This is a genomic window from Bradyrhizobium sp. CAR08 (genome assembly GCF_052871955.1).
The window spans coordinates 36,139-59,644 of the sequence record NZ_JBIXJX010000006.1; the positions used below are offsets into that span (position 1 = coordinate 36,139).

General features: G+C 58.4%; 15 protein-coding genes and 2 pseudogenes. 4 read left to right on the forward strand and 13 right to left on the reverse strand.

Annotated features, from left to right (window positions below; translation table 11 throughout):
* Positions 1-149 precede the first annotated feature (149 nt).
* Positions 150-1,172 (forward strand): hypothetical protein, encoded by a 1,023-nt coding sequence (locus ACIPUD_RS14395; RefSeq protein ID WP_446480892.1) that lies wholly within the window; start codon positions 150-152, stop codon positions 1,170-1,172.
* 254 nt (positions 1,173-1,426) lie between these two features.
* Here the strand turns inward: ACIPUD_RS14395 and ACIPUD_RS14400 are convergent, their stop codons facing one another.
* The 5 genes from ACIPUD_RS14400 to ACIPUD_RS14420 all read right to left on the reverse strand — a co-directional run bounded on the left by ACIPUD_RS14400 (position 1,427) and on the right by ACIPUD_RS14420 (position 6,316).
* Positions 1,427-3,634, reverse strand: a complete 2,208-nt coding sequence (locus ACIPUD_RS14400) for a molybdopterin cofactor-binding domain-containing protein (RefSeq protein ID WP_446480893.1) — start codon at positions 3,632-3,634, stop codon at positions 1,427-1,429.
* Positions 3,635-3,637: 3 nt separating this feature from the next.
* Positions 3,638-4,093 carry a (2Fe-2S)-binding protein gene (locus tag ACIPUD_RS14405; protein WP_028141233.1) on the reverse strand — a complete coding sequence of 152 codons (456 nt, stop codon included), beginning with the start codon at positions 4,091-4,093 and terminating at the stop codon, positions 3,638-3,640.
* Between the two features lie 651 nt (positions 4,094-4,744).
* Entirely contained in the window at positions 4,745-5,200 is a 456-nt protein-coding gene (locus ACIPUD_RS14410; protein WP_446480894.1) for a DUF3788 domain-containing protein, read from the reverse strand.
* Positions 5,201-5,663: 463 nt separating this feature from the next.
* Positions 5,664-5,933: a hypothetical protein gene (locus tag ACIPUD_RS14415; RefSeq protein ID WP_049824122.1), complete on the reverse strand. Its 270-nt coding sequence runs from the start codon at positions 5,931-5,933 to the stop codon at positions 5,664-5,666.
* A 107-nt stretch (positions 5,934-6,040) separates the two neighbouring features.
* The gene (locus ACIPUD_RS14420) at positions 6,041-6,316 is read right to left on the reverse strand and encodes a hypothetical protein (protein ID WP_446480895.1); all 276 of its coding nucleotides are present in this window, start codon (positions 6,314-6,316) and stop codon (positions 6,041-6,043) included.
* A 1,034-nt stretch (positions 6,317-7,350) separates the two neighbouring features.
* Between ACIPUD_RS14420 and ACIPUD_RS14425 the strand changes: the two genes are divergently transcribed.
* A complete protein-coding gene (locus tag ACIPUD_RS14425; RefSeq protein WP_446480896.1) occupies positions 7,351-8,406 on the forward strand; it encodes an SAM-dependent methyltransferase in 1,056 nt (351 codons plus the stop codon).
* 15 nt (positions 8,407-8,421) lie between these two features.
* On the opposite strand, the pseudogene ACIPUD_RS14430 reads toward ACIPUD_RS14425, so the two are convergent.
* From ACIPUD_RS14430 to ACIPUD_RS14450, 5 genes and pseudogenes are all read right to left on the reverse strand, one after another.
* Positions 8,422-8,590 (reverse strand): annotated as a pseudogene (locus ACIPUD_RS14430) (NADP-dependent oxidoreductase); the annotation flags it as partial.
* Positions 8,591-8,904: 314 nt separating this feature from the next.
* A pseudogene (locus tag ACIPUD_RS14435) lies at positions 8,905-9,273 on the reverse strand (HAD family hydrolase); the annotation flags it as partial.
* The gene (gene hemF, locus ACIPUD_RS14440; protein WP_446480897.1) at positions 9,270-10,157 is read right to left on the reverse strand and encodes an oxygen-dependent coproporphyrinogen oxidase; all 888 of its coding nucleotides are present in this window, start codon (positions 10,155-10,157) and stop codon (positions 9,270-9,272) included. The gene hemF and the pseudogene ACIPUD_RS14435, both read right to left, overlap by 4 nt.
* 449 nt (positions 10,158-10,606) lie before the next feature.
* Positions 10,607-11,539, reverse strand: a complete 933-nt coding sequence (locus ACIPUD_RS14445; protein ID WP_446480898.1) for a LysR family transcriptional regulator — start codon at positions 11,537-11,539, stop codon at positions 10,607-10,609.
* 1,654 nt (positions 11,540-13,193) lie between these two features.
* Positions 13,194-17,879: a trifunctional serine/threonine-protein kinase/ATP-binding protein/sensor histidine kinase gene (locus tag ACIPUD_RS14450; protein ID WP_446480899.1), complete on the reverse strand. Its 4,686-nt coding sequence runs from the start codon at positions 17,877-17,879 to the stop codon at positions 13,194-13,196.
* Between the two features lie 772 nt (positions 17,880-18,651).
* On the opposite strand from ACIPUD_RS14450, the gene ACIPUD_RS14455 reads away from it, so the two are divergent.
* Both ACIPUD_RS14455 and ACIPUD_RS14460 read left to right on the forward strand, forming a co-directional pair.
* A complete protein-coding gene (locus tag ACIPUD_RS14455) occupies positions 18,652-19,203 on the forward strand; it encodes a PAS domain-containing protein (RefSeq protein WP_446480900.1) in 552 nt (183 codons plus the stop codon).
* Positions 19,204-19,379: 176 nt separating this feature from the next.
* The gene (locus ACIPUD_RS14460; RefSeq protein WP_446480901.1) at positions 19,380-19,982 is read left to right on the forward strand and encodes a sulfite oxidase-like oxidoreductase; all 603 of its coding nucleotides are present in this window, start codon (positions 19,380-19,382) and stop codon (positions 19,980-19,982) included.
* A 41-nt stretch (positions 19,983-20,023) separates the two neighbouring features.
* Here ACIPUD_RS14460 and ACIPUD_RS14465 read toward each other — a convergent pair whose 3' ends face one another.
* From ACIPUD_RS14465 to ACIPUD_RS14475, 3 genes are all read right to left on the reverse strand, one after another.
* On the reverse strand, positions 20,024-20,398 hold the full coding sequence (locus tag ACIPUD_RS14465) for a response regulator transcription factor (RefSeq protein WP_446480902.1): 375 nt from the start codon (positions 20,396-20,398) through the stop codon (positions 20,024-20,026).
* Positions 20,399-20,772: 374 nt separating this feature from the next.
* Positions 20,773-21,429 (reverse strand): response regulator transcription factor, encoded by a 657-nt coding sequence (locus ACIPUD_RS14470; RefSeq protein WP_446480903.1) that lies wholly within the window; start codon positions 21,427-21,429, stop codon positions 20,773-20,775.
* A 448-nt stretch (positions 21,430-21,877) separates the two neighbouring features.
* Entirely contained in the window at positions 21,878-22,864 is a 987-nt protein-coding gene (locus ACIPUD_RS14475; RefSeq protein WP_446480904.1) for a helix-turn-helix domain-containing protein, read from the reverse strand.
* Positions 22,865-23,506: the final 642 nt, after the last annotated feature.

The window sequence follows — 23,506 nt, forward strand, 5'->3', positions numbered from 1 at the left end:
TTCACAGCCGCCCTAGCGATTCTCCCGAGAGCGATACGCTTGGAACCTGGGCTGGGATCATTCTTCAGAACGCCGATGGTGGGGTTTGCACTTTGCAAGCCTTCGGGCGGTTCGGCCGCATCGCGCGCTTGATATTTAGGAGACTCAAGATGGCGTTTGCTCAGCCGCCGGACCGAAGCGCCTCGTTCGGGCCACGCCTTGACTATTTGGCGCTGACCCCCGCAGCGGCGGCCGTTTGCTACCCTTTTCTACTCCGGTCCTTTCATGCCATCGTCGTCACGCAGGCCGCAACGCCCTCGCCATTCGCAGTTGCCGGCGCGGCCTTGATTCTGGCCATGGCGTTCGTCGTGCCGTTCCTCGCGTTCGCGCTCGCTTGCCGGCCCGATGCCGATCCCGTGACGCGGCGGCTCGCCTATGCCGGCGTGGCGACCCCAACGCTCTTCGTCTTTCTTGGCGTCGTTCAGGTCCTGATTCATAGCCCATTCCCTGACGAACTCGTGTGGTGCGCGCTTTGGCTTACGATCGCGATTTGGCCAAAGATCGCCGGTATTCGCGCCGCGGCAACGGGGCCAACCGTGGGGCGCTGGCGCATTGTCCACGGAATAACGGCGGGGGTCTTGTGCCTATACGTGGCTTTCCATCTAGCCAACCATCTGTTTGGCTTGATCGGCCCCGAAGCACATGCGGCCGTCATGAAGATCGGCCGCGTTGTCTACCGCTCTGGCGTCGGTGAACCGCTGTTGGTCGTGGCGATGCTTTTCCAGATTGGCACCGGGCTGTTTCTGGCATGGCATTGGAGTGCCGCCCCGCAGGGCTTCCATCGGACATTTCAGGTCGCCTCGGGGGCCTACCTCTCGGTGTATATCCTTGGGCACATGAACTCGGTTTTCATCTACGCTAGAAGGTTTCTCGGCATACCCACAGATTGGAATTTCGCGATCGGCGCCCCGAGCGGGCTGATTCACGACGCATGGAACATCCGCCTTTTGCCTCACTACGCGCTGGGCGTGTTTTTTGTCCTAAGTCACCTTGCGTCGGGATTACGGATGGTACTGATCGCGCATGGCGTCGATCAGTTCGCTGCAAATCGTCTTTGGGGCGCGGGCATTGCAATAAGCGCCTTGATCTCGGCAGCGACCATCGCGGGTATGTGCGGCATTCGAATCAGCTAGGCGACAGCGGCAGGCTAAGGAGCCGAAATATTACCCTGAATGGACCGTTCCGTACTTCCGTTGCTGGCCTACTAGGAAGCCGACGCGACAGCTTGAACCGGATCGAATTTGCAACCCGACGGGCCTCCTTCTGAGAGGTGATTTTCTCCGAGCGGAGAAGGCGGCCACTCTCATGGTCGTTACGCGCAAGAGCCTTAGACCGCACCGTCACCCGTCCACGCAGCGACGCCGCGCGGGATGATGGGGCGCAAGGACTAAGAGGACGATTTCAGCGAATTTGTATCAACCGGCAGTCTGCGCAGACGCTTGCCGGTCGCGGCGAAGATCGCATTGGTCACCGCAGCACTGACAATGGCTGTCGCAGCTTCACCGATACCACCTGGGGCTTCCGCGTTTTTCACCAAATGCGTGTCGACGACCGGCACCTCGTCGATACGCATCGGCAAATAACTGTCGAAGTTGCTCTGCTCGACCCGACCATCCTTGAACGTGATTGACCCATGGAGAGCGGCGGTCAGACCGAAAAGCGTTCCACCTTGAATCTGTGCTTCGATCGTGTCTGGATTGACGTACATGCCGCAGTCAATCACGCAGACGATCCGCTTGACTTTGACAGAGCCATTCGCGGCCACTTCGACTTCGGCGACCTGCGATGTATAACTCCCGTATGCGAATTGCACCGAAATCCCGCGGCCATGCCGCGCGGGGAGGGGTGCTCCCCATTCCGCTTTTTCCGCGGCAAGCGACAGAACAGCAAGTGCTCGCGGATTGTGGCCAAGCAATCCCTTGCGATAAGCGACAGGATCCTGCTTCGCGGCATGCGCAAGTTCATCTATGAAGCTTTCGACCACAAACACATTGTGAGTTGGTCCGACTCCGCGCCACCAAGACGTCCGGACACCTGGTGGCTCGACCCGGACAAAGTCGACGTGGACATTTGGCAGCGCATAGGGCGGCTCGGCCGCCGCTTCTATGGCATCCGGATCCAGTCCGTCCTTGAAGTACGGAGGATAATAGCGAGCCATGACTGAGGATCCGGCAATTCGATGCATCCAGGCAACCGGCTTGCCGGCGGCATCAAGTCCAGCCGACAACCGATCGAGATAATACGGCCGATACATATCGTGCTGGATGTCTTCCTCGCGGCTCCAGATCACCTTAACCGGCCCGTCGACGTGCTTGGCGATCTTGACGGCGAGGATCGTCCCATCGGCCTCCAGCCTTCGGCCGAACCCACCCCCAATCAGATGATTGTGAATTTTGATCGCATCCATCGGCAGGCGGGTGAGCTCGGCCACCTGAGCCTGCGTGATCGTAGGCGCCTGTGTACCGACCCAAATATCGCAACGATCCTTCTGCAGATGAACGGTACAGTTCATCGGCTCCATCGCCGCATGCGCCAGGAAAGGCACCTGATAGATGGCGTCAACCCGTTGCGCTGCCTCCGCAATTGCCTTCCCTACATCACCGACCTTACGAGCAACCGCGCCCGGGTTTTTGGATTCCTCCTCCAATTGCTTCACGATATCGGCGCTGCTGACCTTGCCGTTCGGCCCGTCGTCCCAGGCGACGGCGGCAGCCTCGAGCCCCTTCTTCGCCGCACCCATGTGATCCGCCAGCACGGCAACGGCTTCATCTATATTGACCACCTGCCGGACGCCCTTTACCGCCAGCGCTGCCTTCTCATCCAATGCTTTCGCCTTGCCGCCGAGCACAGGCGCAATAGCAACCGCCGCAACCCTCATACCCGGCAGTCGCGCATCGATGCCATAGAGCGCGCGCCCATCGACTTTTATTGCTGAATCCAGACGCTTGGCACGCGTGCCGATCAAGGTGAACTCATTCGGATCCTTCAATTTCACGTTTGCTGCAGGCGGCATAGTCAATTTCGCCGCGGCGGTCGCAAGTTCGCCGTAGCTCAGATGCTTCGAGCCTGGTGCATCGAACACCACGCCGTCCTTAGCGCGGCAAGTTGCCGGATCGACATTCCAGCGCTTTGCCGCTGCCGCGATCAGCAGACTACGGCCCACTGCCCCTGCTTGACGAAGCGGCGTCCAGAAGGCACGGACAGACGCGGAACCACCGGTATTTTGAATGCCTATGATCGAGTTGACGTAAAGAGCATCATTCGGCGGCGCATGCTGAACCTGAATCTGGTCAAGCTTCACTTCTAGTTCCTCAGCGAGAAGCATTGAGAGCGACGTGTAAACCCCCTGTCCCATTTCGATCATCGGAATAATCAGGGTGACGACGCCGGTTGGATTAATCCGTATAAATCCGTTCGGCGCGAAAGTGCCCGTGACCTCCTTTTCCGTTACCTGCGAAGCACGCGCTGCGAACACGGGCTCTGCGCGTGCCCCGGTCATAGCAAAACCGAGCAGCAAACCTGTTCCCTGAAAAAAGGTGCGCCGGGACATGGCGCTTTCACCCTCGGTGTGGTTCGTTCGAATTCGGCTATCCATGCTTCACACTCCCGCTGCTAGCTGTATCGCGGCCCGGATGCGTTGGTAGGTACCGCAACGGCAGACATTTCCCGACATCGCCGAGTCGATATCCGCATCGCTGGGTTTGGGAGTCTCTTTTAGCAATGCCGCCGCCGACATGATCTGCCCGGATTGGCAGTAGCCGCACTGCACTACTTCCAGATCCAGCCAGGCCTTCTGCAAGGCGGCGCCTTGCGGCGTGCGCCCAACCGCCTCGATGGTGGTAACCGCGCTGTCGCCGATACTATCGACCGACGTCTGACAGGAGCGGGCCGGTCGGCCGTCGATATGCACCGTGCAGGCGCCACACAATGCTTGGCCGCAACCAAACTTGGTCCCGGTCATGCCGAGCACATCGCGCAGCACCCATAGCAAGGGGATGTCGCCGTCGACATCGATCTCATGGGGTGAGCCGTTGATCTTTAATGTGAAAGCCATGAATGCCTCTTGATCCGCCTAGGGGGTCAGCCATGAGTCGATCAACCGCACTCATGAAATCCGCGAAAACTCACACATTGATCGCAACAAGGGACGACGCTTTCCAATAGCCGGCATGTATAGTTTTCATACCAGCGGGGAATGCCGCCAACCGGATAGCTAAGAAGACGATCAACGCAGCCAGTGTTCGCTTCGCTCTCGCCGCGCGCCCAGACCTCTTGCCGGATGACAGCCCGAGGGAGAACGAACGCTTCTGGCGTTCGCTCGGCGTGATGTCGTTTGGAGTCAGCATCTACTTGGTCGATCAACCTACGGAAGGCCTGATGCCAAAGGGCTGCGGATGTGATCGGGGAACAATGACTAGCCCCGCCGCCGGCGGCGCATGCGTCGCTCTGGTCGAGCAGAACCTACATCTTGTTCATAGAATCCGCGCGTTAGCGCTGACAGCACTGGTCATATCGGGCAGATTGCAACCACACTCCTGGCCGAGCATATTGACGGTAGTTGGTGTGCCGGAGCAACTCTTCACACGATAACGCATCCGTGCAACGACGTCGCGTCGGCCGAATGGCCAATATCCGAAACTTGCTAGCGAGTTTCTTTACACCTATCCAGCGTCTTTCCTCGTTAGACTTAACACTTCCGCGACATTCAAGCGCGCGAGCGTGGAGGGCGCTTCATAGTCAAAAGCTCCGTCACATCATGCCGATCATCTGCGGATGAAATGGCAATTGTGAGGAATTTACCATCCGGGTATGTCTTGGCTTTATCGAAGAGCTTGATCAACTGCGAGCGCCAGGCATTACGGCGCTCCTCAAACCTATCTCGTTCTGCTCCCCCCAAGACCACCACGACGGAAAACCGCCTGTATTCCGGCAGCAAGGTACAAAACGCCCTTGTTTTCTTGTAGCGTAGGGACCAGCCGCGCTTCTTGCCGCCATAGAGCCATTCCGGCGCGAAGACCCCGGGGTAAATTTTCTCAATCCAATTCTGCAGAGAGGCCCAATGCTTGAACGTGCCCGGTCCGATCCAGTCCCGAACGGTGCTATCATCGGGCGATGCTGATTTGTCAGTAATCCTATCGCCGATTTGGGGGGACTTTTCCATGCCGGTGGCCTTCAATTTTTCACGACCGATTCGAAGCTTGGCGGCCGACCTCGACCTTGTTCGAAGGGACGTGTGCGCCTTCTTCCCAGATTTCGCAACGTCTGTCGCGGACCTCTCCACCATTGGGGCTAGGCGAGTTGCCTGTCAAAGCTGATATCGGGCGCGTGGACTTGCGGACAAGGAAAACGGACGTCCGGTCCGTTCTTCGAGGACAGGACTGTACTGACATTTGGGGCTAGTCCGTTGCCGTGACGATCTTTCGCGGCAGAACATGAAAAACGCATGCGACCACGCTAACGATTCTGCGCGCTTCCGGGCCATCACGGTCAACACCAGCCCGCACGATTAGTGTGCGCGCACATTGCGGGCCGCAGCCTTTCGAGGGCGAGCGTTGGGTTCCGATATCGGGCGCCATCGCTGCGCAACGGGTTGCACACCGGTCTATGAGTTGAAGTCGCAATCCTTAGCTAGCGCGCGCCTGCGTTCCTCGATGGCGCGCCCGGAGCACCTCGTAAAGCGATTCGTGGGACGGCTCGTCCTGCGCGTGTTCGTGCCAGAGCAGGCGAGCTTGCAAGGACGTCGCGATGTAAGGCAATTCATAGTTCGTGATCGCATGGGCTTGCTCGAGCCCACGCGCCAGCGGTCGCGGAACGATAGCCGCCAATTCGGCGCCGACCAGCACTGCCGGCACTGCAAACGCCGTAGTAAGACCGCGTAAGATGAAGCCGGCCAACGCCCCTCTTGTTCTCCGCCAAGGGGACCACGACCAGCGGCAGGGGTCGCGAGCTTTCATTGTCGAGCCGGCCGAGCTTGCATCTTTTGCGGACGATCAGCGCATCCTCATATTCGAACAGCAACGCGTGCGGAAGCGGCTCGGGGTCCAAGGTTTTTCATCGAGACGGCGAGGAAGGCGCCATGATTCATGCCGGAACCTGTGGTGCGGTGAGGCACGATGTGAAGGCGGTCGAAGCCGCAGACACGCTTGATCGACCGGCCGTTGCTGCCAAAATGCGCGAGTTGCCGGTGAACGATCTTGGCACGCGGGCCAGCGGCGGGCTTGTATTTGGGCTCCGGGCGGCAGCCGCGCCACTCCTCCACGCTCAGCATCACCGGCAAGCCTGCGCGGCTCTTGGATGAAGTGGGTGTGTTCGACGATATCGTGACGCCGTAACGTGATCTTGAAGAAGAACCGTAAGGTCGAGATACTCTGGTTGATGATCGGGACGCCGACAGCGCTCGATCCCAGAAGGAGCTGATAGCGACGCACCTCTTCAAAGGTGGCCGGATCCGAAGACCATCTGAGGAACGCTGCGACTGTCTGACCAGTTGAAGCTCGTCATGTTGGGGGTTTGGCGCGCACTTGCGTATCGTCATCTCATCGATCATGCGCACGCCGACGCAGCGGGCTCACTGCCTCGTGGGTCATGGGCGGCTCCTCTCTACGGTGAAGGTTACAATCTCTTCTCAAGACGGCAGGCTTCGCTGCGCTATGCTCTTAGCCGCCCCGCCGGCGCTCATGTTCTGCCACTCGATCGGTTTACTTTGATGCATTGCGGAACTGGTCGGCTTTAAGGGCGAACGCAATGAACCTTCGTATCGTTCCATGGCGACTTTGGATGCCCGACGATTTCCTAGGTCTAATTGAATCGCTGATCGCGACTATCTAGGCTGCATGCGTTAAAGGGTGCGGCGCTCAAAGCAGCTCGCTCCCGCCTTCCGGTGGAATGCGTCCCCTCCCGCGGAAGGTCTAAGGGCGGTGAAGTCCCCCAACTTCACCGCCCGCTTTTTCCACTCGATCGAAAGTACGAGAAGGAAGGCACAATGCCCCACTGCTCTCCGAGCCTTAGATCTGGCAGAGCCGCGCGATGCGCAGTTTGTGACGGCAAGTTTGGTCTCATCCGGCACTACTCGTGGCGAACCCCCCTTTGCTCCAAGAAATGCGTTGATCGGTTCAGAACTCGGAGTGATCGCAATTGGGTGGCCTGGCTCCAAATCGCTCTCGACCAGCTGCCGGAGAATGGCGGCAGGGGCGGCTCACGGTCAGAGTGACGCGAATGACCCAACCCGGAAGTTTGGCTCTGAGATGATGCGGCACTGCTGTGATTTCCAGCCCGTTCGTAGAATTTCTGCAGCTATCACAGGAGCACACCTTGAATATCGCTTTAATGTCTCAGTTGGTAGCGGGCGTCGTCGTCGCGTCCTTTGTGGCATACAACTTGTTTCATTACTTACTGTTCCTTTTGGTGACCCGACCGAAGGACGCGAGTAAAATCGGCCACCAGCTAAATGAGTTCGAGCAGCGCCAACTGATCGAGTGGACACCAAGGCCCAACGATTTTCTGAAACATGACGACGAAACGCGCACATACGATGACGTGTTCGGCAGGTATCGCGACGAACAATCAAACTACAGCACGTGTGTGTTCCCCCGGTTCGCATTTTCGCACCCTTACGAGGCCGAATATGCGCTTTTGAAGCCGAGAGACGGGATGCGATTCCTTGATCTCGGATGCGGCTCCGGCGCGGCAGCGGAATACCTCGCCAGACGGAGCAATATCGAAGTTGTGTGCGTGACCAATTCCTCTGTCCAGGCGGAGATCTGCCGGCGCAAATTTGCGAGGCTTGGGGGACGTGGACAGGTGATAGTCATCGACTTCGACAGCCTCAATCTCCCGAATGAACACTTTGACGGCATCTATGCGCTAGAATCGATTGGCTACACCAAAGATCTGGACGCGTGGCTAGCTAGGTGCTGGCGGATGCTCAAGCCGGGAGGACGGTTGCTGATCCATTCGCCGGGGTCGCTAGATCATTGTCGCCGTACCGAGGATTACCTGAGTGTCACCGCCTTCTTCGAGAATTGGCGTTACAATTTTGTCGGCGCCAACCTTCTGGTCTACAAGATGCGCCGACTTGGCTTCAGTCCAATCCACTATCGGCGCCTACCATTCTTGGCGTGGGGAGTAACCTGGAACTTCATTCAACACATGCTGTTGTGGAAATACCGGCTGAAGATGCGCACATTCGTGGAACTGGAGCGAATCATTTGGCGCACGTCGAAGGTATTTGTGTTCGGTAACCCGTACAACACGGTGCTGGCCACCAAACCCAGGCACCCTCATGCTCCCACACTCATATGTTCGGAAGGAGTGGCTGGGGTTTCCGACACTGACCACGAACTCCGCGCATCAATACCGGCTTCATGATAGTCGCTGTCTTAGAGGGCCGCGCCTCGCCGGTCTGACGATGGTCACCAGCGTTCCTCCGGCACGAATGCGCCTGCGGACCGCATCTGGATGCCGCCGCCGATGACATCAAACACCGGATCGGGCCGCCGACGCCCTCCGAGCCGTCCTTCTCGAGGTCAACGAACTCCTTCGCGCCGAAGTCGAAATGCTATCTGACAGTCGGCGGCGGTCCGGTACCGATGACACAGGCGAACTGACTGCGCCTGCCGCGCCGTAGCAGTGAGCGGTGACCACTCCGGCCAGCGCGTGCCCAGGGATCGATGGTCGTCGGCCACAATCGCGGCGATCGGTCGGGGGCGAGGGGCGAGCCGACCCTCATGATGAGGATCGACCGCTGGTCACCCTTCGCTTAGAAATGACCACCACGGCGAACGTGTCTGTTCGACTTCGCCATTCGATCTCGGGAGATGCATATTGTCTCCAGGAGCGGAGATAATCGCTTGTGTGGTGCTAAGACTGCAACCGCTGGAGCATAGTGCGCTGCGTGTCCGCGGCGCCCTTGGTCACCAGCGCGAGCTTGACGCCGAGCGCCTTCAGCCTATCGATCGCATCATGCACGCCCGGTCCGATGGACATATCCTCTTCGCGATAGCTGGTGAAGCGATCGGCCGGGCTCATGGCGAGATCGTCGGGCAGAGCGCGGTGGCCCGCAGCCGCGAGCGCGGCAAAGCCCCCCTTGACGGTCAGATGCCGGGCTTCGGCAAGCTTCAGTCGCCATGGGGCGTCCGCATTGGTCCAGGCGATCTCGGGCCGGCCGTGGGCCGACAGGATGCCGTCGTCCATGTCGATCAGGATGGCGCGGGGGAGAAGCTTGCCCGCGCTCATGGCCACTTCACCTCCGGCGGCAGCGACGACAGGATCGAATCCACATTGCCGCCGGTCTTGAGTCCGAAAATCGTACCGCGGTCGTAGAGCAGGTTGAACTCGACATAGCGCCCGCGCCGGATCAATTGCTCCTCGCGATCCTTCGCGGTCCAGCTTGTCGCGAAATTGCGCCGCACGATGTCGGGATAGATCTTCAGGAAGGCGCGGCCGACATCCTGGGTGAAGGCGAGATCGGCGTCCCAGTCGCCGCTGTCGTGCCAGTCGTAGAAGATGCCGCCGATGCCGCGCGCCTCTTTGCGGTGCGGCAGGTGGAAATACTCGTCGCACCACTTCTTGTACTTGTCGTAATCCACGATGCCGTTCGGCTGCGTGCAGGCCTGTTTCAATGCGGCGTGGAAGGCGATGCTGTCGGCATCGTCCTGGGTGCGCCGGCGGTCCAGCACCGGCGTGAGGTCGGCGCCGCCGCCGAACCAGGCTTTTGTGGTGACGACGAAGCGCGTGTTCATGTGCACCGCCGGCACGTGCGGATTGCGCAGATGCGCAATCAGCGAGATGCCGGAGGCCCAGAACCGCGGATCCTCCGCCGCGCCAGGGATCTGCGCGCGAAACTCGGGCGCGAATTCGCCGTGAACGGTCGAGCAGTGCACGCCGACCTTCTCGAACAGGCGGCCGCACATCATCGACATCACGCCGCCACCGCCGGGCGCACCGGTGTGGTCGGTGCGCCGCCACGGCGTGCGTTTGAAGCGGCCGGCCTCGCCCGGATAGAGGCTTTGCGGCGCGTCATCCTCCAGCCGCTCGAAGCTCGCGCAGACGTCGTGGCGCAAGGATTCGAACCAGGCGCGGGCGCGGGCTTTGCGATCTTCAATGATTGAAACGTCCATATCCAAAATCCTGAAGGAACCAGCCCGTAGGGTGGGCAAAGGCGCCCTTGCGCCGTGCCCACCATCCTTCACCGGCATCTTGAATCGTGGGCACGCGGCGCTTTGCCCACCCTACCCGATTTATCCCTGCGGACCGTAATCGGTGCGCTCTCGTTGCAATCGTGGCGGTGAATGCTGACGCGGATGAGCTTGCCGATATGCTGTAGCCGCCGCCAACGAAGCGCAATAGGTTTTCCAGGATCGGGGTGATGAGCGGAAGATGCCGTGGGCATTCATTCCCGCGCGCGACGAACTCGCGTGCTTCGCCCTGATCTGGCTCTGTCGGAACATCCGTAACCCCCAACGCGCCACCCAAACTCGTACCTGGGTGCTTCTGGCCTTAACGTCACCTAAATCACACGGTTTCGCGGTACTCGCTTATGTGCCGCACCTCGCAGCCGGCCCCGTATTCACGCCGCATCGGAGGACGCGACCGTCGAGCCCCGCGTTTTGTCCAGCGCACTCGTCCAGTCGCGAAAACGAGCAACCTTGATAAAGGCGTCGAGCGCCGGCGAATACTGCCTCCCGGCCACGGCCAAAAGCTGCACCTCACGCCGGACAGGGTCGCCCTCGATTGGGATAGCCGCGAGCGACGGCAGCGTGGGAGCATGGTCTGGCGCCAGGATGGCCCCTAAACCTGCGGATGCCATTTGCTGAAGGTGCCTTTCCTGATCGCTCCTGTGCACAACTGTCGGGCCGGGATGGTCGGCAAAACACGCCTGCTTAAATCGGCCTGCGACGTCGCACCCGACCCTTTCGAGAAAAACCAGCTCGTGAAGGTTTTGAAGCGGGATAACTGTGTGACTCGCCATCGGATGTTTCCGTGACAAGACGAGCACATACCGCTCCTCGAAGAGCCGCCAGCGGTTGATGCGCTCAGGTACCTCCACCGCGTCGCCGACGAGTGCGGCATTGATCTTACCATCCAAAAGCATCGCAACGAGCCCGTTGGCATCGGCCTCGCGCAGATCGACTCGAAGATCAGGGATGATCCTGGCGAGTTCCAAGAGCAATTCCGTAATGAGTGCGGCGGAGATTGATGGCGCCAGCCCAATCTTCAGCGGAGCGATGGTCTTCTTTTTATAGCCTCGCGCCTGAAGTCGTACCGACTCCGTCGCGGCAAATATTTCCTCCAGCGCTGGCAAAATCATGTTGCCCAGCTCGGTGAGTTGGGTGAGGTGACGTTCACGGTGAATCAAGGCGCCACCGAGCTCTTGCTCCAGCTTGTGTATCGCCTTTGTCAGCGCCGGCTGAGTCACATTGCATTGCTCCGCAGCCCGCGTAAAATTGAGCGTCCTTGCCAGGGCTAAAAAATATCGCACCTGATGAAACTGCAGCTGCATACTTATACTCGAAAGGGTTGAGGTGGTTCGGACCATTCCAGTTCGTTGCTGGGGCGGGCAGGGGTGATGATAAAGCGGTTTGTCGCGGGGCCTCCCAGGAAACAGGTATTGTGTGCCGGCTCGGCATTCTCGGCCCGCGTCTTGCGGAACGTTTCCTCACCGACACTGCTTTGAATTAACGTTGCGGACCAAGTCATCCGCTTTTGCGCGTCCCAAAGACGCGTCCAATCGTACGAACGTTGCATTGCCTCGCTCGGATCTCGACGTACTGGTACGACCTTGAATTCGCCGCCATTGGAGTCATCGCCTGTTTGGTCACCTAAAGTGTGAATATGTCACTCGGAGCGTGCACGCACAGCCTATCCACTGCACTTTCCGGGGCCGGACAAACGATCGTGGGATCGCTTCTCCGCATTCCTGACACTTGTCATCACATCGACCGGGAAGCCGTTTCACAACAGGTTCGATGACCTGACAGCAGAAGAGAGTGAGTGTCGTGGAGGGGCAATGGCATCGGGGAAACGTCCATCCTTGCGATAGGGAACTACAGTTCGGCTAAACGTAGAAACATGCAGCTCCTTTCAAGGCGGATCCGATCAAATGGTCGGATCACATCGGGCACCAAAACCCCCGTCGCGCGGACCAGAGCATCGACTTTGCGCCTTGCGCGGTGCGCGTCTTGTCCATCTGCCGATCGGTTGCAAAGCGACCATCGCCGATATCCCGTCTATGGCGATGGCCCTGCTCATGTTGTTTGAAGTTGCGGTAGCCTCGCCCGTGAGTGCGACATCGCGCGTGGTGCACGTGACGGTCACATCGTCGCCACTAGTCGCAGTGAATATCGCCGGCATCATTGTTCTCCTTATCGCCGCTAAGCCTGATGCTCTTGCGGACTACAGATATAGCCGGTTAATCACTGCGTGAAGCGCAGTTCTTGTTACGGCGTTCTCATTCTTGCGGTTTGTTGAGCGCGTATTTTATGGCGCCGACGTCCGTTGCGTGCCGACAACTCAGAGGTCTGGACACCAGCTCGACCCAAATGGCTCGAACAATCCGCCGTAGTATAGAGGTGAGTATCGGTCGCGCTGTTCGGGCCGCGCGACCGCCCGTTAGACGGGTTCGCTAAGGTGCGACACACGCCACTGATACTCATAATCAAGGAACGTACTTTGCGCTCTTCGCTTGCCAAATCGAACTTGTTCCGGCGTTGACCGGACCTAGCGAATGCAATGACCGCGCACGAGGCCCGGAACGGCGACGGTGGTCAGTTTAGCGCGTCAATGCTTCCGATCACCGCTCCCATGCGGCGACACGATATCGGCATTTCTCTTGAAGTTCGCCTCTGCTTTGTCGATTTTGGGTATGTCACGGAGAGCGGTGCTTGGCGATTTCTGAGGTCCCCCGGCGACCTCTCTCAACGCCGTGGCCAACCCGACGTCGCCGCAATACGAGTGCTCAGACTCGTCGTTTCTTAGCTGCGCTGAACGTGGAACGAGATGGACATGAGCCGTTCCAAGGAACAAGCCACGAGCATAACGACCTCCTAAATGATGAATAGCGCGCTGGCTGCGCCGGCGGAACTCCAGTGCGTGCGAGCCCAGAGTTCTTCCGGTAGCGATCCGGTCCGTTGCAGACGCGCTGCAAACTGTTCAGTTCACGCCTGATTTGACCGTGCGGGCAGCGTGAATTGAAACGTCGCGCCCCGAGGTTGAGCGGCGGTGGCCCACAGTCGTCCCCCATGCGCTTCAATGATCGTGCGGCAGATCGATAGGCCCATCCCCAAGCCGCCCGGCTTTGTCGTGTTGAAGGCATCAAAGATGCGCTCCAGACCCAGTGAACTCAGACCTGGCCCGGAATCCCGCAGTACTACCAGCACGCCGTCCGGCTCGCCCTTACCAGTGGTGATCACCAGTTCTCGCGGATCCCCGCTGATCGAGCTCAATGCTTCAACGGCATTGATGATCAGGTTCATTATCACTTGTTGCAGCTGGACCCGATCTCCTTGAATGAGCGGCAAACCGTCCCCGAGGTGTGATTGCACCGAAATGCCATTCTTCACGACTTCGCCGCGGGTCAGGGCGATCACCTCAAGGATTGCTTCGTTGATGTCCACGTCTTCTTTCCGTAGAGGTGCTTTTTTGAAAAGCGCTCGTATCCGGCCGACAACCTCGCTGACGCGATTGCCGTTAGCAAAGATCCGGTTGAGAGCGTCTCGAGCTTTATCCAGATCTGCTGGTTCTTTGCTCAGCCAGTGCAACGCCGCAGAGGCATTGTTGAGCGTCGCCCCGATCGGCTGGTTGACTTCATGGGCGATCGAAGCCGAGAGATGCCCCATTGTTGCAACTCGATTTGCGTGCACGAGCTCCATCTGCACCTCACTGTAACGCCGTTCGCTTTCGCGAATTTCCTCCTCCGCCCGTTTGCGCTCAGTTAAGTCTACCACGAAGGCCGCGCCTTGGTCGGATCGCTCTCCGAAGGTCGCTGCCCCGACCAGCACCGGCACGCGGCTGCCGTTTTTCGCGAAGTACTCCTTCTCGTAGGGTTGCGTGGTCCCGGTCGCCTCCAGCTGGGCTAGTCGTCGGTCGTCGGCATCGCTCCATTCCGTGGGTGTCAGGTCCCGCCAGCGCAGTTGGCCAGAGACGAGATCATCGCGGCTGTATCCGACGATGCGGAGAAAAGCTTCGTTGGCATCGATGATCCTGCCGTCAACATCCCAGACGAAGATTCCGATAATGTTGGCATCCACTAACCGTCGGATTCTGGCCTCCCGCTCGGCTAGTTCGCGATACAGGCTGGCGTTCTCTATTGAGATAGCGGCCTGGGAAGCGAGCAGTGTGAGGACTACCATTCGAGCAGGAGTAAACGCGGCAGTCGTAAGGTTGTTCTCCAAGTACAGCAGGCCAATCAACTTGGTCTGCTTAAGTATCGGCAGGCAGAGCACTGAGCGCGAGCGACGGTCACGAATATAGTCGTCCCCTGAAAACGAATTCTGATTGGACGCATCGTGCAGCAGAACGCTTTGTTTTGTGCGAAGCACGTAGTGAAACACCGAGTTTGGGAGATCTGCGGTCGTGACGCGCGCCTGTTTCAGGACCACCGTCACGTTGTCACCGCTGGCTGTGGCCTCTGCTTCAATTTGATATTTGTCGGCTCGGGGAAGAATCAGGAGACCTCGATCTGCGCCTGCGTGTTCGATTGCCGAACTCATGAGCGTGTTCATTAACTTCTCAAAGACGATTTCGCCCGAGACCGCTTCCGAAACCTTGATTACGGTAGCCAAATCGAGTTGCTCGAAAGGTGTCACTATCGTCGCCGTGGAATTCGGGATCGACTCGTCCAGCTTGAGCTGCGGATACAGTTTCTCGAGTTGGCAAACCTTTCCGTCGGCTCCCCAGCGCTGATAGCAGCCCTGCGCGGCACGCAAATAGGTTGCCGCGATTCTCCCGTAATCGCGCTCTGCGTAGAAGCGCGCGGCAATCTCGTTGGCAATTGCCTGGATGTGCACGAAGCCGTATTTGCGAGCCTCGCGGATCGCTTTGTCGTACAGCTCCTGAGCGTTCAGTGTTCGGCCCTCCATGCGGGCGATCTCGGCGCCGACCAAGGCGGCGCGGTCTTCGAAGGTTTCCGGGTTGACCTCCGCCCACGCTAGGAGTTCCCGGTGGTGCTGAAGTACAGATGCGAAATGCGTCGGTCTCTGCTCCGTTGGGGCGTGATCCCACATCGCCGCATGCGCCAGCGCCGCATATAGGCGATACTCCGCCGACTCGAACGTTGCCGCCGACGTCCAAAGCAGGGGCTCCGCGTGCCGCGATGCATCGACCGCCGCCGCAAGCTCTCCGGCAAAAAAATGCGCCTGCAGCTTTCGCGTCCAGTAATAGAACTCCGAGAGCACGAGATCCGGGCTGTTGGCCAAACGGCGCTCGGTATCGACTTCGCTATACCCCTCATGATCCAGGCAGCCGAACGTTTCAGTCAGCCCGCGCAGGGTGAGGATCAAACCAAGTTGTGCTCCGCAGCGCTCGATGAGCGGACCGAAGCGCACCCGCCTCGCAAATGCCAAGCCCTTCTCGCATTCCTCTTGCACTTCCGCGAGTGGATCCCCGGCAGCGAGACCAACCGTGACGGTCAGCAGTTCGCACTCGGCTGTCAGATATTCCATCGAGAAGATAAGCCGGTAATTGCGTTCCCAAGTCTCTTCTGTAAGAAGGGCGCGGCCGGCCCTGAGATAGATGAGAGCGGAGTCGTATGCTGTCGAGAGTTTCGCGCGCCGACCTGCGATCAGATTCAATTCTGCGACGCGCTCGCGATCCTCGACAAAGTTGATAAGGTGAGAGCCACGGTTAAGTTGATTGGCGATATCAAATATCGCCTTCTCACGTCTTTCTAAGGGCGTATGCTCAGCGAGGAGCATTCCGATGCGGAGGTGAGCCTCGGCACGCAGCTCCGCCGGGATAAGCGAGTAGGCCGCTTCCTGCACGCGGTCGTGCATGAAGCCGTAGCAATTGTCCGTACGGAAGATCAGACCCGATCGCACCGCTTCCCAGAGATGATCGTGCATGTCCTCGACGGAGCCCTGATACCCAATCCGCAGCATCTCGAACTCTGCAGTGTTGCCCATGCAGGCGAACTGCTGGAGTATCTTCTGGGTTTCTGGCGAAAGGCGCTTTAATTTGTCCACCATCAGCTCTACGACATTGTCCGTGAAGCCTTTGGCACGAATGCGGGGCAGGTCCCATATCCAACGGCGCGCGCGGTAATCGAATGTCAGCAGGCGCTCGTCCGCCAGAGTAGAAATGAACTGGATTGCAAAGAACGGGTTGCCCGTGGTTTTTTCGTAAATCAAGTCTGCCAGTGGGGCGGCGGGCTCCAGTTGGCAGTGAAGGGAGTCCACAAGCAGTTTACCTAGATCGTCGCGACTGAGTGGTGTGAGAACGATGTCCTGCACTGCGGCTCCGGCCTGACGGATCGCTTGAAGCTTACGTACCAGCGGATGGTTGCCATTGACCTCATTGGTCCGATACGCACCAATGAGCAATAAATGCTGCAAATCGTTGCGTGTTAGCAGATCTTCGACGAGGTCGAGTGTGGCGACATCCAGCCATTGCATATCATCGAGGAAGAGCGCAAGCGGATGTTCCGGTCGTGCAAACACGCCGAGGAACCGTCGAAAGACGGTCTGAAAACGTCTCTGCGCTTCCTGCGGCGGCAATTCGGGCAACGGCGGCTGGTCGCCAATGAGGTGCCGCAATTCCGGGACGAGATCGACGAGGAGCAGTCCGTTCGGACCCAGCGCCTCACGAATTGCGGCCTGCCATTTGTGCAGATCTTCCTCGTTCTGGCTTAGGAGCCGCCGGATAAGGCTCTGAAACGCACCGGCCAGGGAGGCGTGCGGAATATCCCGCTTGTGCTGGTCGGATTTGCCCGACGCGAACAAGCCGCGTGGCCGCACGAGCGGTTTATGAAGCTCATTGACGATTGCGGATTTTCCGATCCCGGAGTATCCAGAGACCAGCACCAGTTCGGCTCGGCCACCGCCAACGATGCGGTCGAAGGCGGTCAGCAGAGTGTCAACTTCGCGGTGCCTCCCATACAGCTTCTCGGGGATGATGAGGCGATCCGGGGTATCGTATGCGCCAAGAGCGAAGTCATCGATCCACCCGTGGGACTCCCACTGGGATAGGCAGCGCCGAAGATCGCTCTCAACTCCCACCGCTGTCTGATATCTTTCCTCCGCGGTCTTGGAGAGCAACTTCATCGTGATCGCGGAGACCGAGACTGGTACGGTTCCCACCCGCGCTCTGGGGGCGGCTGGTTGTTTCGCGATATGACAGTGCACCCATTCCATGGGGTCGGACGCCGTGAATGGAAGAGTCCCGGTCAACATTTCGTAGAAAGTCACTCCAAGCGAATAAAGGTCGCTCCGATAATCGACCGAGCGATTCATTCGTCCCGTCTGCTCGGGTGCCATGTAGGCGAACGTTCCCGCGATGAACTCGGGAGGATCGGGCGACTGGCGCTCGCGCGGAAGTTGGGACGCAATCCCGAATCCGGTGAGCCATGCGTTACCGGTCTCGTCGACGAGAACATTCGAAGGCTTGATATCCCGATGGATAAGGCCCTGCTGATGGACTTGACCCAGTGTTCTTGTCAGCCCAACAGCGATGCTTAGGAACCGAGTCACATCTAGCGGTTGCCCATGGTCACGCTCAAGAATCCAATCCAGCGGCTGACCGCCGGGATCCTGGAGTAGGAGGATCGTCCGCCCTTCGTGACGCGTAATGGCCAGAGGCTTGGCAGCCCAAGCGGGATCGAGTTCGGCGGCGATCGAGTATTCGTGCATAAGCCGCCTGATACTCTGAGGCGACGGCTGTTCAAAGAGTGCGATCGCTAGGACCGACGAGGGGTCATCGAGTTTCCGGCCGCGGTAAAGGGTAAAATCCGCGCTTTTCCGCAGGGGCACAAGCACGTACCCCGACAGCCCCGGGATAGGTGACATTCTTGTCGCCACGGGCATCACGACCTCGGAGTATTCATTTGGACAGGACGCCAGAAGGATGTCAACTGCAACGAGATATCTGTGGCCGCGCGAGAGAACGAGTTGGTCCAATCTTTCGAACGACCTGGAACTTTCCGGGACCCTTCGTCGACAACATTCTCCGAACCGGCACTCCGCTCATCAGACAAGTGCGTTCACTTCCACCAGGCCTCTGAGCAGATGAGCTCAAGGCAGACAGGTTAACCTCCAGCAGGCGTTTGCTCGTAAAGCCGAGCCCTTCTTCGATTGTGGTTTCAGGCGATCTTCCGGCAGCGCCGCCTACCGCAGCTCGTTAGGTCTGCAATTGGGAAAGTGACTGGTTCCGCGATTTTCACCGCGACCTTTCACGCTTTGCCCAAGTCAGGGGCTACCTCGTCCTCACCGCTCCGATTATTTCGCTCACAGTCCTGCTATCGGAGATGGGGCGGCTAGCCTTCGCGAAGCCGGTTTCTCAGGACTTGAGAGTTCCGCAAGATAGAGTCTTCTTGCGTAGTCTCAAGTGTCCTCTTGACAAGCGGGATAAACGGGACATGAAATTCGATCGTCTTCTGACTCCATCGCGCAAAGGAAGTTAAAAATGGCAACCAGCGTGACACATAGTGGTTTGGCAACAAGCACGATGATTTTGGATGGTGACTTCGACGAGATCGACTTCCGAGGAGAACTCGTGGACGGCCACCTCGTCGCAAAAGGACTTCTTGCAGACCAAGCGGCAATGGATTCTATCCCTGTAGGGATATACGTCCTTGAGAAGGATGCCACCGTCGTTAAGTGCAACAAAGCTGCAATCGCGGGTTGGGGACGGACGCCGTCCTTGGGAACCTCGGAAAAGTTTTGCGGGTCACACCTGCTTCGTTACCCCTCAGGAGAAGTGATGCCGCACGAGCTTGCGCCACCTTCCGTGGTGGTCAACAACGGTGCCACCGTTCGGAATGCCGACGTAATTTGCGAACAGCCAAACGGTTATCGTCTTCTGGCGCTAGTAAATGTGTTTCCAATTCGTGACGACGAGGACGAAGTGATCGGAGCGGTCAACATTTTCCGACACAACACCAGCAAGACTGTTCCTGGCTTAGTCTCCGAGCCTGCAACTGGTTCTACCTCCAAGAGCGGTGACGGGGAGCAGTGAGGCTCCCCCTTCGCCGCCTCGGGGACTAGCGTGTTGGTAGTTCGCTTCTCGGAATGTGGTGTACCAGAAACCATGTTCGGTGAAGTCCGAGGCAACCCGGGTGACGCTTTTCAGGCCCCGAAAATCACTACGTGCGCCAACTAGGCCGCGCTACTCCTTTTGCAGTGGAGCTATTTGTGCAATCGAACGAGCGGCGCGAACGGGAGCGTGAGATGCGTGACGCTGGGCGGCTACCCCCAGGACAGTCGCTGACGCTTAAGTGGCCGGTGCTCCATGTGGGCTCGGTGCCGCTCTTTGCTCCCACGACTTGGGATTTTCGCGTGTTCGGCCTGGTAGAGGAGCAGCTGCGGCTTTCCTGGGAAGAGCTCTGCAAACTGCCGCAAAGCGAAGTACTTGCCGACTTACACTCCGTCTCGCGCTGGAGCCGGTTCGACAACCGTTGGGGAGGGATTCTCGCCACAGAATTGATGAAGCGAGTGACGTTGCGGCCAGAGGCGCGGCACGTGATGATCCATGGCGAGAACAACTACACGGCGAACCTGCCAATCTCGGACTTTCTGCTCCCGACGACGGTTTTCGCCTTGCGGCATGACGGCGAACCCCTTACGGCCGAACACGGTTACCCGCTCCGGCTCGTCGTGCCAAACCTCTATGGTTATAAAAGCGTGAAATGGGTGCGCGGGATACAGTTTTTGGATCGCGAATCGCCGGGCTTGTGGGAATTCAACGGATTTCACATCTACGGGGACCCGTTCAAAGAGCAACGATTTTCGAGCTGAAGGGAACGTTTCCTGAGCGGCAGCCGATCGGGATTTTCATCTTATTTCCCGCGCTGTAGCGCCAATTCGATGCATCCGAGTAGAACCTTTTCGTCGATGGGTTTGGTCAGGTAGCCAACGACGCCCTGATCCAGAGCCCGAGCTCGCGCGATGTCGTCGGGGTAAGCGGTGATCAGAACCGTTGGTATGTTATAGCCGGATCCTACCAAGCGGCTATACAACTCAGTCCCAGTCATGCGCGGCATGTGGACATCAACAATCAAACAGGAGCTATCGCGCAAGTTTCCAGACGCGAGAAACTCCATTGCCGACGAGTAGGTCTCAGTCGTGAATCCAATCGCTTGCAGGAGACCCGCTAAGGCTGAGCGAGATTGGTCATCATCATCAATGATCGAAATTCGAATCTCGCTAGACATATCCCCACCTTCGTTGCTGGGGAGGTGGCCCGCCGCATCTCGCGTTCCGTGTCCATCTCATAAAGCGCACTGCGCGGACACCATTACACGTTAACAAGAAGGGTCTGAACCGGCGATTAGACGATGGACGGGCGGTGCTACGCTTTGGAACAACCGATGCTATACTTTGGAATAATCGATGCAGACTAAATAATCGATGCAGACTATCTGAATAGCTCAGCCCGGTTTGGGCCACGTCCGAACGCGTGCGCTGATCTCGGGTCGTTACGTTCGACGCGGCAGCAGGGCCTGGCGGCAAGCGATTAACGCCGTCAGTTGATTTGCGCAAACAATAGCCCTCTCGGCTGATGCACTCACGTGCAAGCAGGAAGCGATTAAGACCGGGGCGACTTTATACCGAGCGTCTCCGCCATTTTGACAAGCTCGGCCAGCGATTGCGCACCCATCTTCTGCATAACATGACCGCGGTGCGCCTTTACAGTGATCTCAGCTATCTCTAGCTTAAAAGCGATTTGCTTGTTCTTTAAGCCAGTCGTCACGAGAGCCAGCACCTCTCGCTCGCGCGCGCTTAATCGCTCGAGACGCGACTTCAATTCCGTGAGCCGCCGCTCGTTCTTCCGCCGCGTCCGATCGCGCTCGAGCGCGATCGTGACTGCATCCAGCATGTCTTGATCGCGGAATGGCTTGGTTAGAAAATCCACAGCGCCTGCCTTCATGGCCCTGACCGACATCGGAATGTCGCCGTGGCCGGTCATGAAGATGATGGGAATCGAAGCGTTCACTTTCGACAGCTCGGCTTGGACATCGAGACCGCCTAGGCCCGGCAATCTGACGTCAAGTACGAGGCAGCTCACCGCGTCGGGCAACAATTCGCCCTCCAGCAACTCCGCTGCCGAGCCAAACATCTTGACCTTGAAGCCAACCGAGTTGAACAGGTCCCCGAGTGAGGCGCGGAAGTCATTGTCGTCGTCAACGACGACGATGGTTGGCTCCTCGGCTACCGCACGCTTTTGAATTGAATGCTGTGCCATGGGATACTCCCCCAAAAACGACAATTCCGTGTAGAAATATCATCTTCACGAAGACCATTCAACAAATGACACTCCGCGAGTTCCAGCGTGGAACGCAATCGCTTGCGCGTGAAGGTGATCTGACTTTCATCGGTCGGACTAAAACAGGAGTGATGAGGGCAATCGACCTAGTCTCGCGCCCAGCCCATCATCAGTACAGATTTGCGAAACGTCCCTCCGATCGCTCTGGGCGGGTCCATTCGCGGCGCCGCTTGCTTTCGGTCGCTTTGCCGAATTCCCGCGATGAGCTTTCTGCCTCTCTTCGCCACCAGCGGCAGATGCATGCCTTCTTAAGGCCCGTGACCTGCTTTCTTGACGGGCACCCAAAGCCCGATCGTCCTCATCGCAATGTGGCACCGAGACGCCGCTACCTTCGAATGGCAAAGTTGAGCGGGACGCCGCAATTCATTCATACGGTTATCGGAGGAGCCACGCTTCGGCGGTAATCCGCGGGAGCAATTCCCGTCGCCTTCCGAAACGCCGTGGCGAACGCGTTACGACTGCTGAAGCCGACCGCCCGACCGATTTCCATCATAGAGCCTGCGCGGTTTGCCAGCAGTAATTTGGCCTGCTCAACGCGACGTTTGGTCTGGTACCGATGAGGCGGCATTCCAAGAGATTGCTTGAACACCCGGCAGAAATGATACGGGCTAAGACGAACGAGCTGCGCCAACGTGCCAATCGGTATCCGCTCATTGAGATGCTCCTGGATGTAGGCGGTGACGAGCCGCTGCTGCCACTGTGCAAGACCACCTTGGAGTTGACGCTGAATGCTGGGCATCCCGCAAGTGAAACGCACGACTTCATGCATGAGCAGGCTACCGAGACTCTCGAAGTAGACCGGGTCTCCTGCGGAGCTATCGACGAACGTCTTCAGCTTGAGGGCGGTGTTCCATAGCGTTTCGTCTTCGAACAGTAGGCGCGGGGAGTCCGGCAGGCCGGTGATGCCACGTTTGGAAAGAGCCTTCAGCCTCTCAGGGTCGAAGTAGAAGTACATGAGCTGCATCTGCGATCCCCGCGGCTCGTGCCAATCGTAAAACTCGCAGCCAGCAGGAACGAATGTCAGCTTCCGCTCGAGGCTCCGGAGCGCTGATGGCGGCACACCTTCTACAAATGTTTCTCCATCGCGGCGCTCCCCCTTCTCGTACATGACGAGCATATGCATTGGAGCCCTATACTGATGTTGGATTTTGCCTCGACTTGTGGATCGAATAGATTCGGCCGTCATGCCGTGCCCCGTTATGATGAGGCGTTCCACAGCCTCGCGAGGAGAAATTTCAACAACAGGATGGATCACGTCCGCCGGCACCTGATCATCCAATTGACGAATTGGATCGAAAATGAGCGGCTCATGGTCACCAACAATGATCGGAGATTGAGCTATCGGCAGCAACATTCGTGATCGTGAAAGATGTTGCCGCTCATCAGGGCCGTGGCGCCAATCGCGTGGCTTCCCAAGCTTCTTGCATAAAGGGACTTGCTGGAGCTCGGGTCGCGGCGTGGAGGACGAACGTGCTCGGCGGTGTTCCACCATCGATTCCCCCGTCTGCTGGAATTTGACTCGTGGCATCATCTGGTCATCATTGGCTGGACGCATGGAATTCGAACTCCGATTCTGGACTGCATTCATCCCTACCGTTGCGCGATCGCGGTGCCTTTTTTGGGTAGGGCGTCGCGCGCCGGGCCGAGCGGCAGATCCCCCGAAAGCTGCTACAAGCGGGAGCCTGCCCTGCGACACGGAAGTCCCCAATTGCACTCGCGTTTGTGTGTCTGACAGAAAGGGCAAAACGGGATTAGACTTGTGGCGGAGCACGGCTGCGACTTTTGGATATCTCGGTTTCGACCTATTTGGCGCTCGGCGTCACTTCACCGACTCTGATTTTTGACGCGCCGGGCAGGTGAGCCTCAATTTGGTTACATCGGTCTCCCCTCAACCCCGCGCGGGCTAGAAGGCGCTCTGTCGGTCGTGGCATACCTTATCAGCAACACATGTTCGACTGAGGAGCTGGCTTGCTCACCGATTGTCCTGGCTTCGCGG

Bases quoted from the DNA above. Each gene is read 5' to 3' on its own strand.
- ACIPUD_RS14455 (WP_446480900.1), top strand. From the start codon at position 18,652: ATGGCAACCAGCGTGACACATAGTGGTTTGGCAACAAGCACGATGATT.
- ACIPUD_RS14410 (WP_446480894.1), bottom strand. From the start codon at position 5,200: ATGGAAAAGTCCCCCCAAATCGGCGATAGGATTACTGACAAATCAGCA.
- ACIPUD_RS14445 (WP_446480898.1), bottom strand. From the start codon at position 11,539: ATGCAGCTGCAGTTTCATCAGGTGCGATATTTTTTAGCCCTGGCAAGG.
- hemF (WP_446480897.1), bottom strand. From the start codon at position 10,157: ATGGACGTTTCAATCATTGAAGATCGCAAAGCCCGCGCCCGCGCCTGG.
- ACIPUD_RS14450 (WP_446480899.1), bottom strand. From the start codon at position 17,879: ATGCACGAATACTCGATCGCCGCCGAACTCGATCCCGCTTGGGCTGCC.
- ACIPUD_RS14395 (WP_446480892.1), top strand. From the start codon at position 150: ATGGCGTTTGCTCAGCCGCCGGACCGAAGCGCCTCGTTCGGGCCACGC.
- ACIPUD_RS14400 (WP_446480893.1), bottom strand. From the start codon at position 3,634: ATGGATAGCCGAATTCGAACGAACCACACCGAGGGTGAAAGCGCCATG.
- ACIPUD_RS14405 (WP_028141233.1), bottom strand. From the start codon at position 4,093: ATGGCTTTCACATTAAAGATCAACGGCTCACCCCATGAGATCGATGTC.
- ACIPUD_RS14465 (WP_446480902.1), bottom strand. From the start codon at position 20,398: ATGTCTAGCGAGATTCGAATTTCGATCATTGATGATGATGACCAATCT.
- ACIPUD_RS14470 (WP_446480903.1), bottom strand. From the start codon at position 21,429: ATGGCACAGCATTCAATTCAAAAGCGTGCGGTAGCCGAGGAGCCAACC.
- ACIPUD_RS14475 (WP_446480904.1), bottom strand. From the start codon at position 22,864: ATGTTGCTGCCGATAGCTCAATCTCCGATCATTGTTGGTGACCATGAG.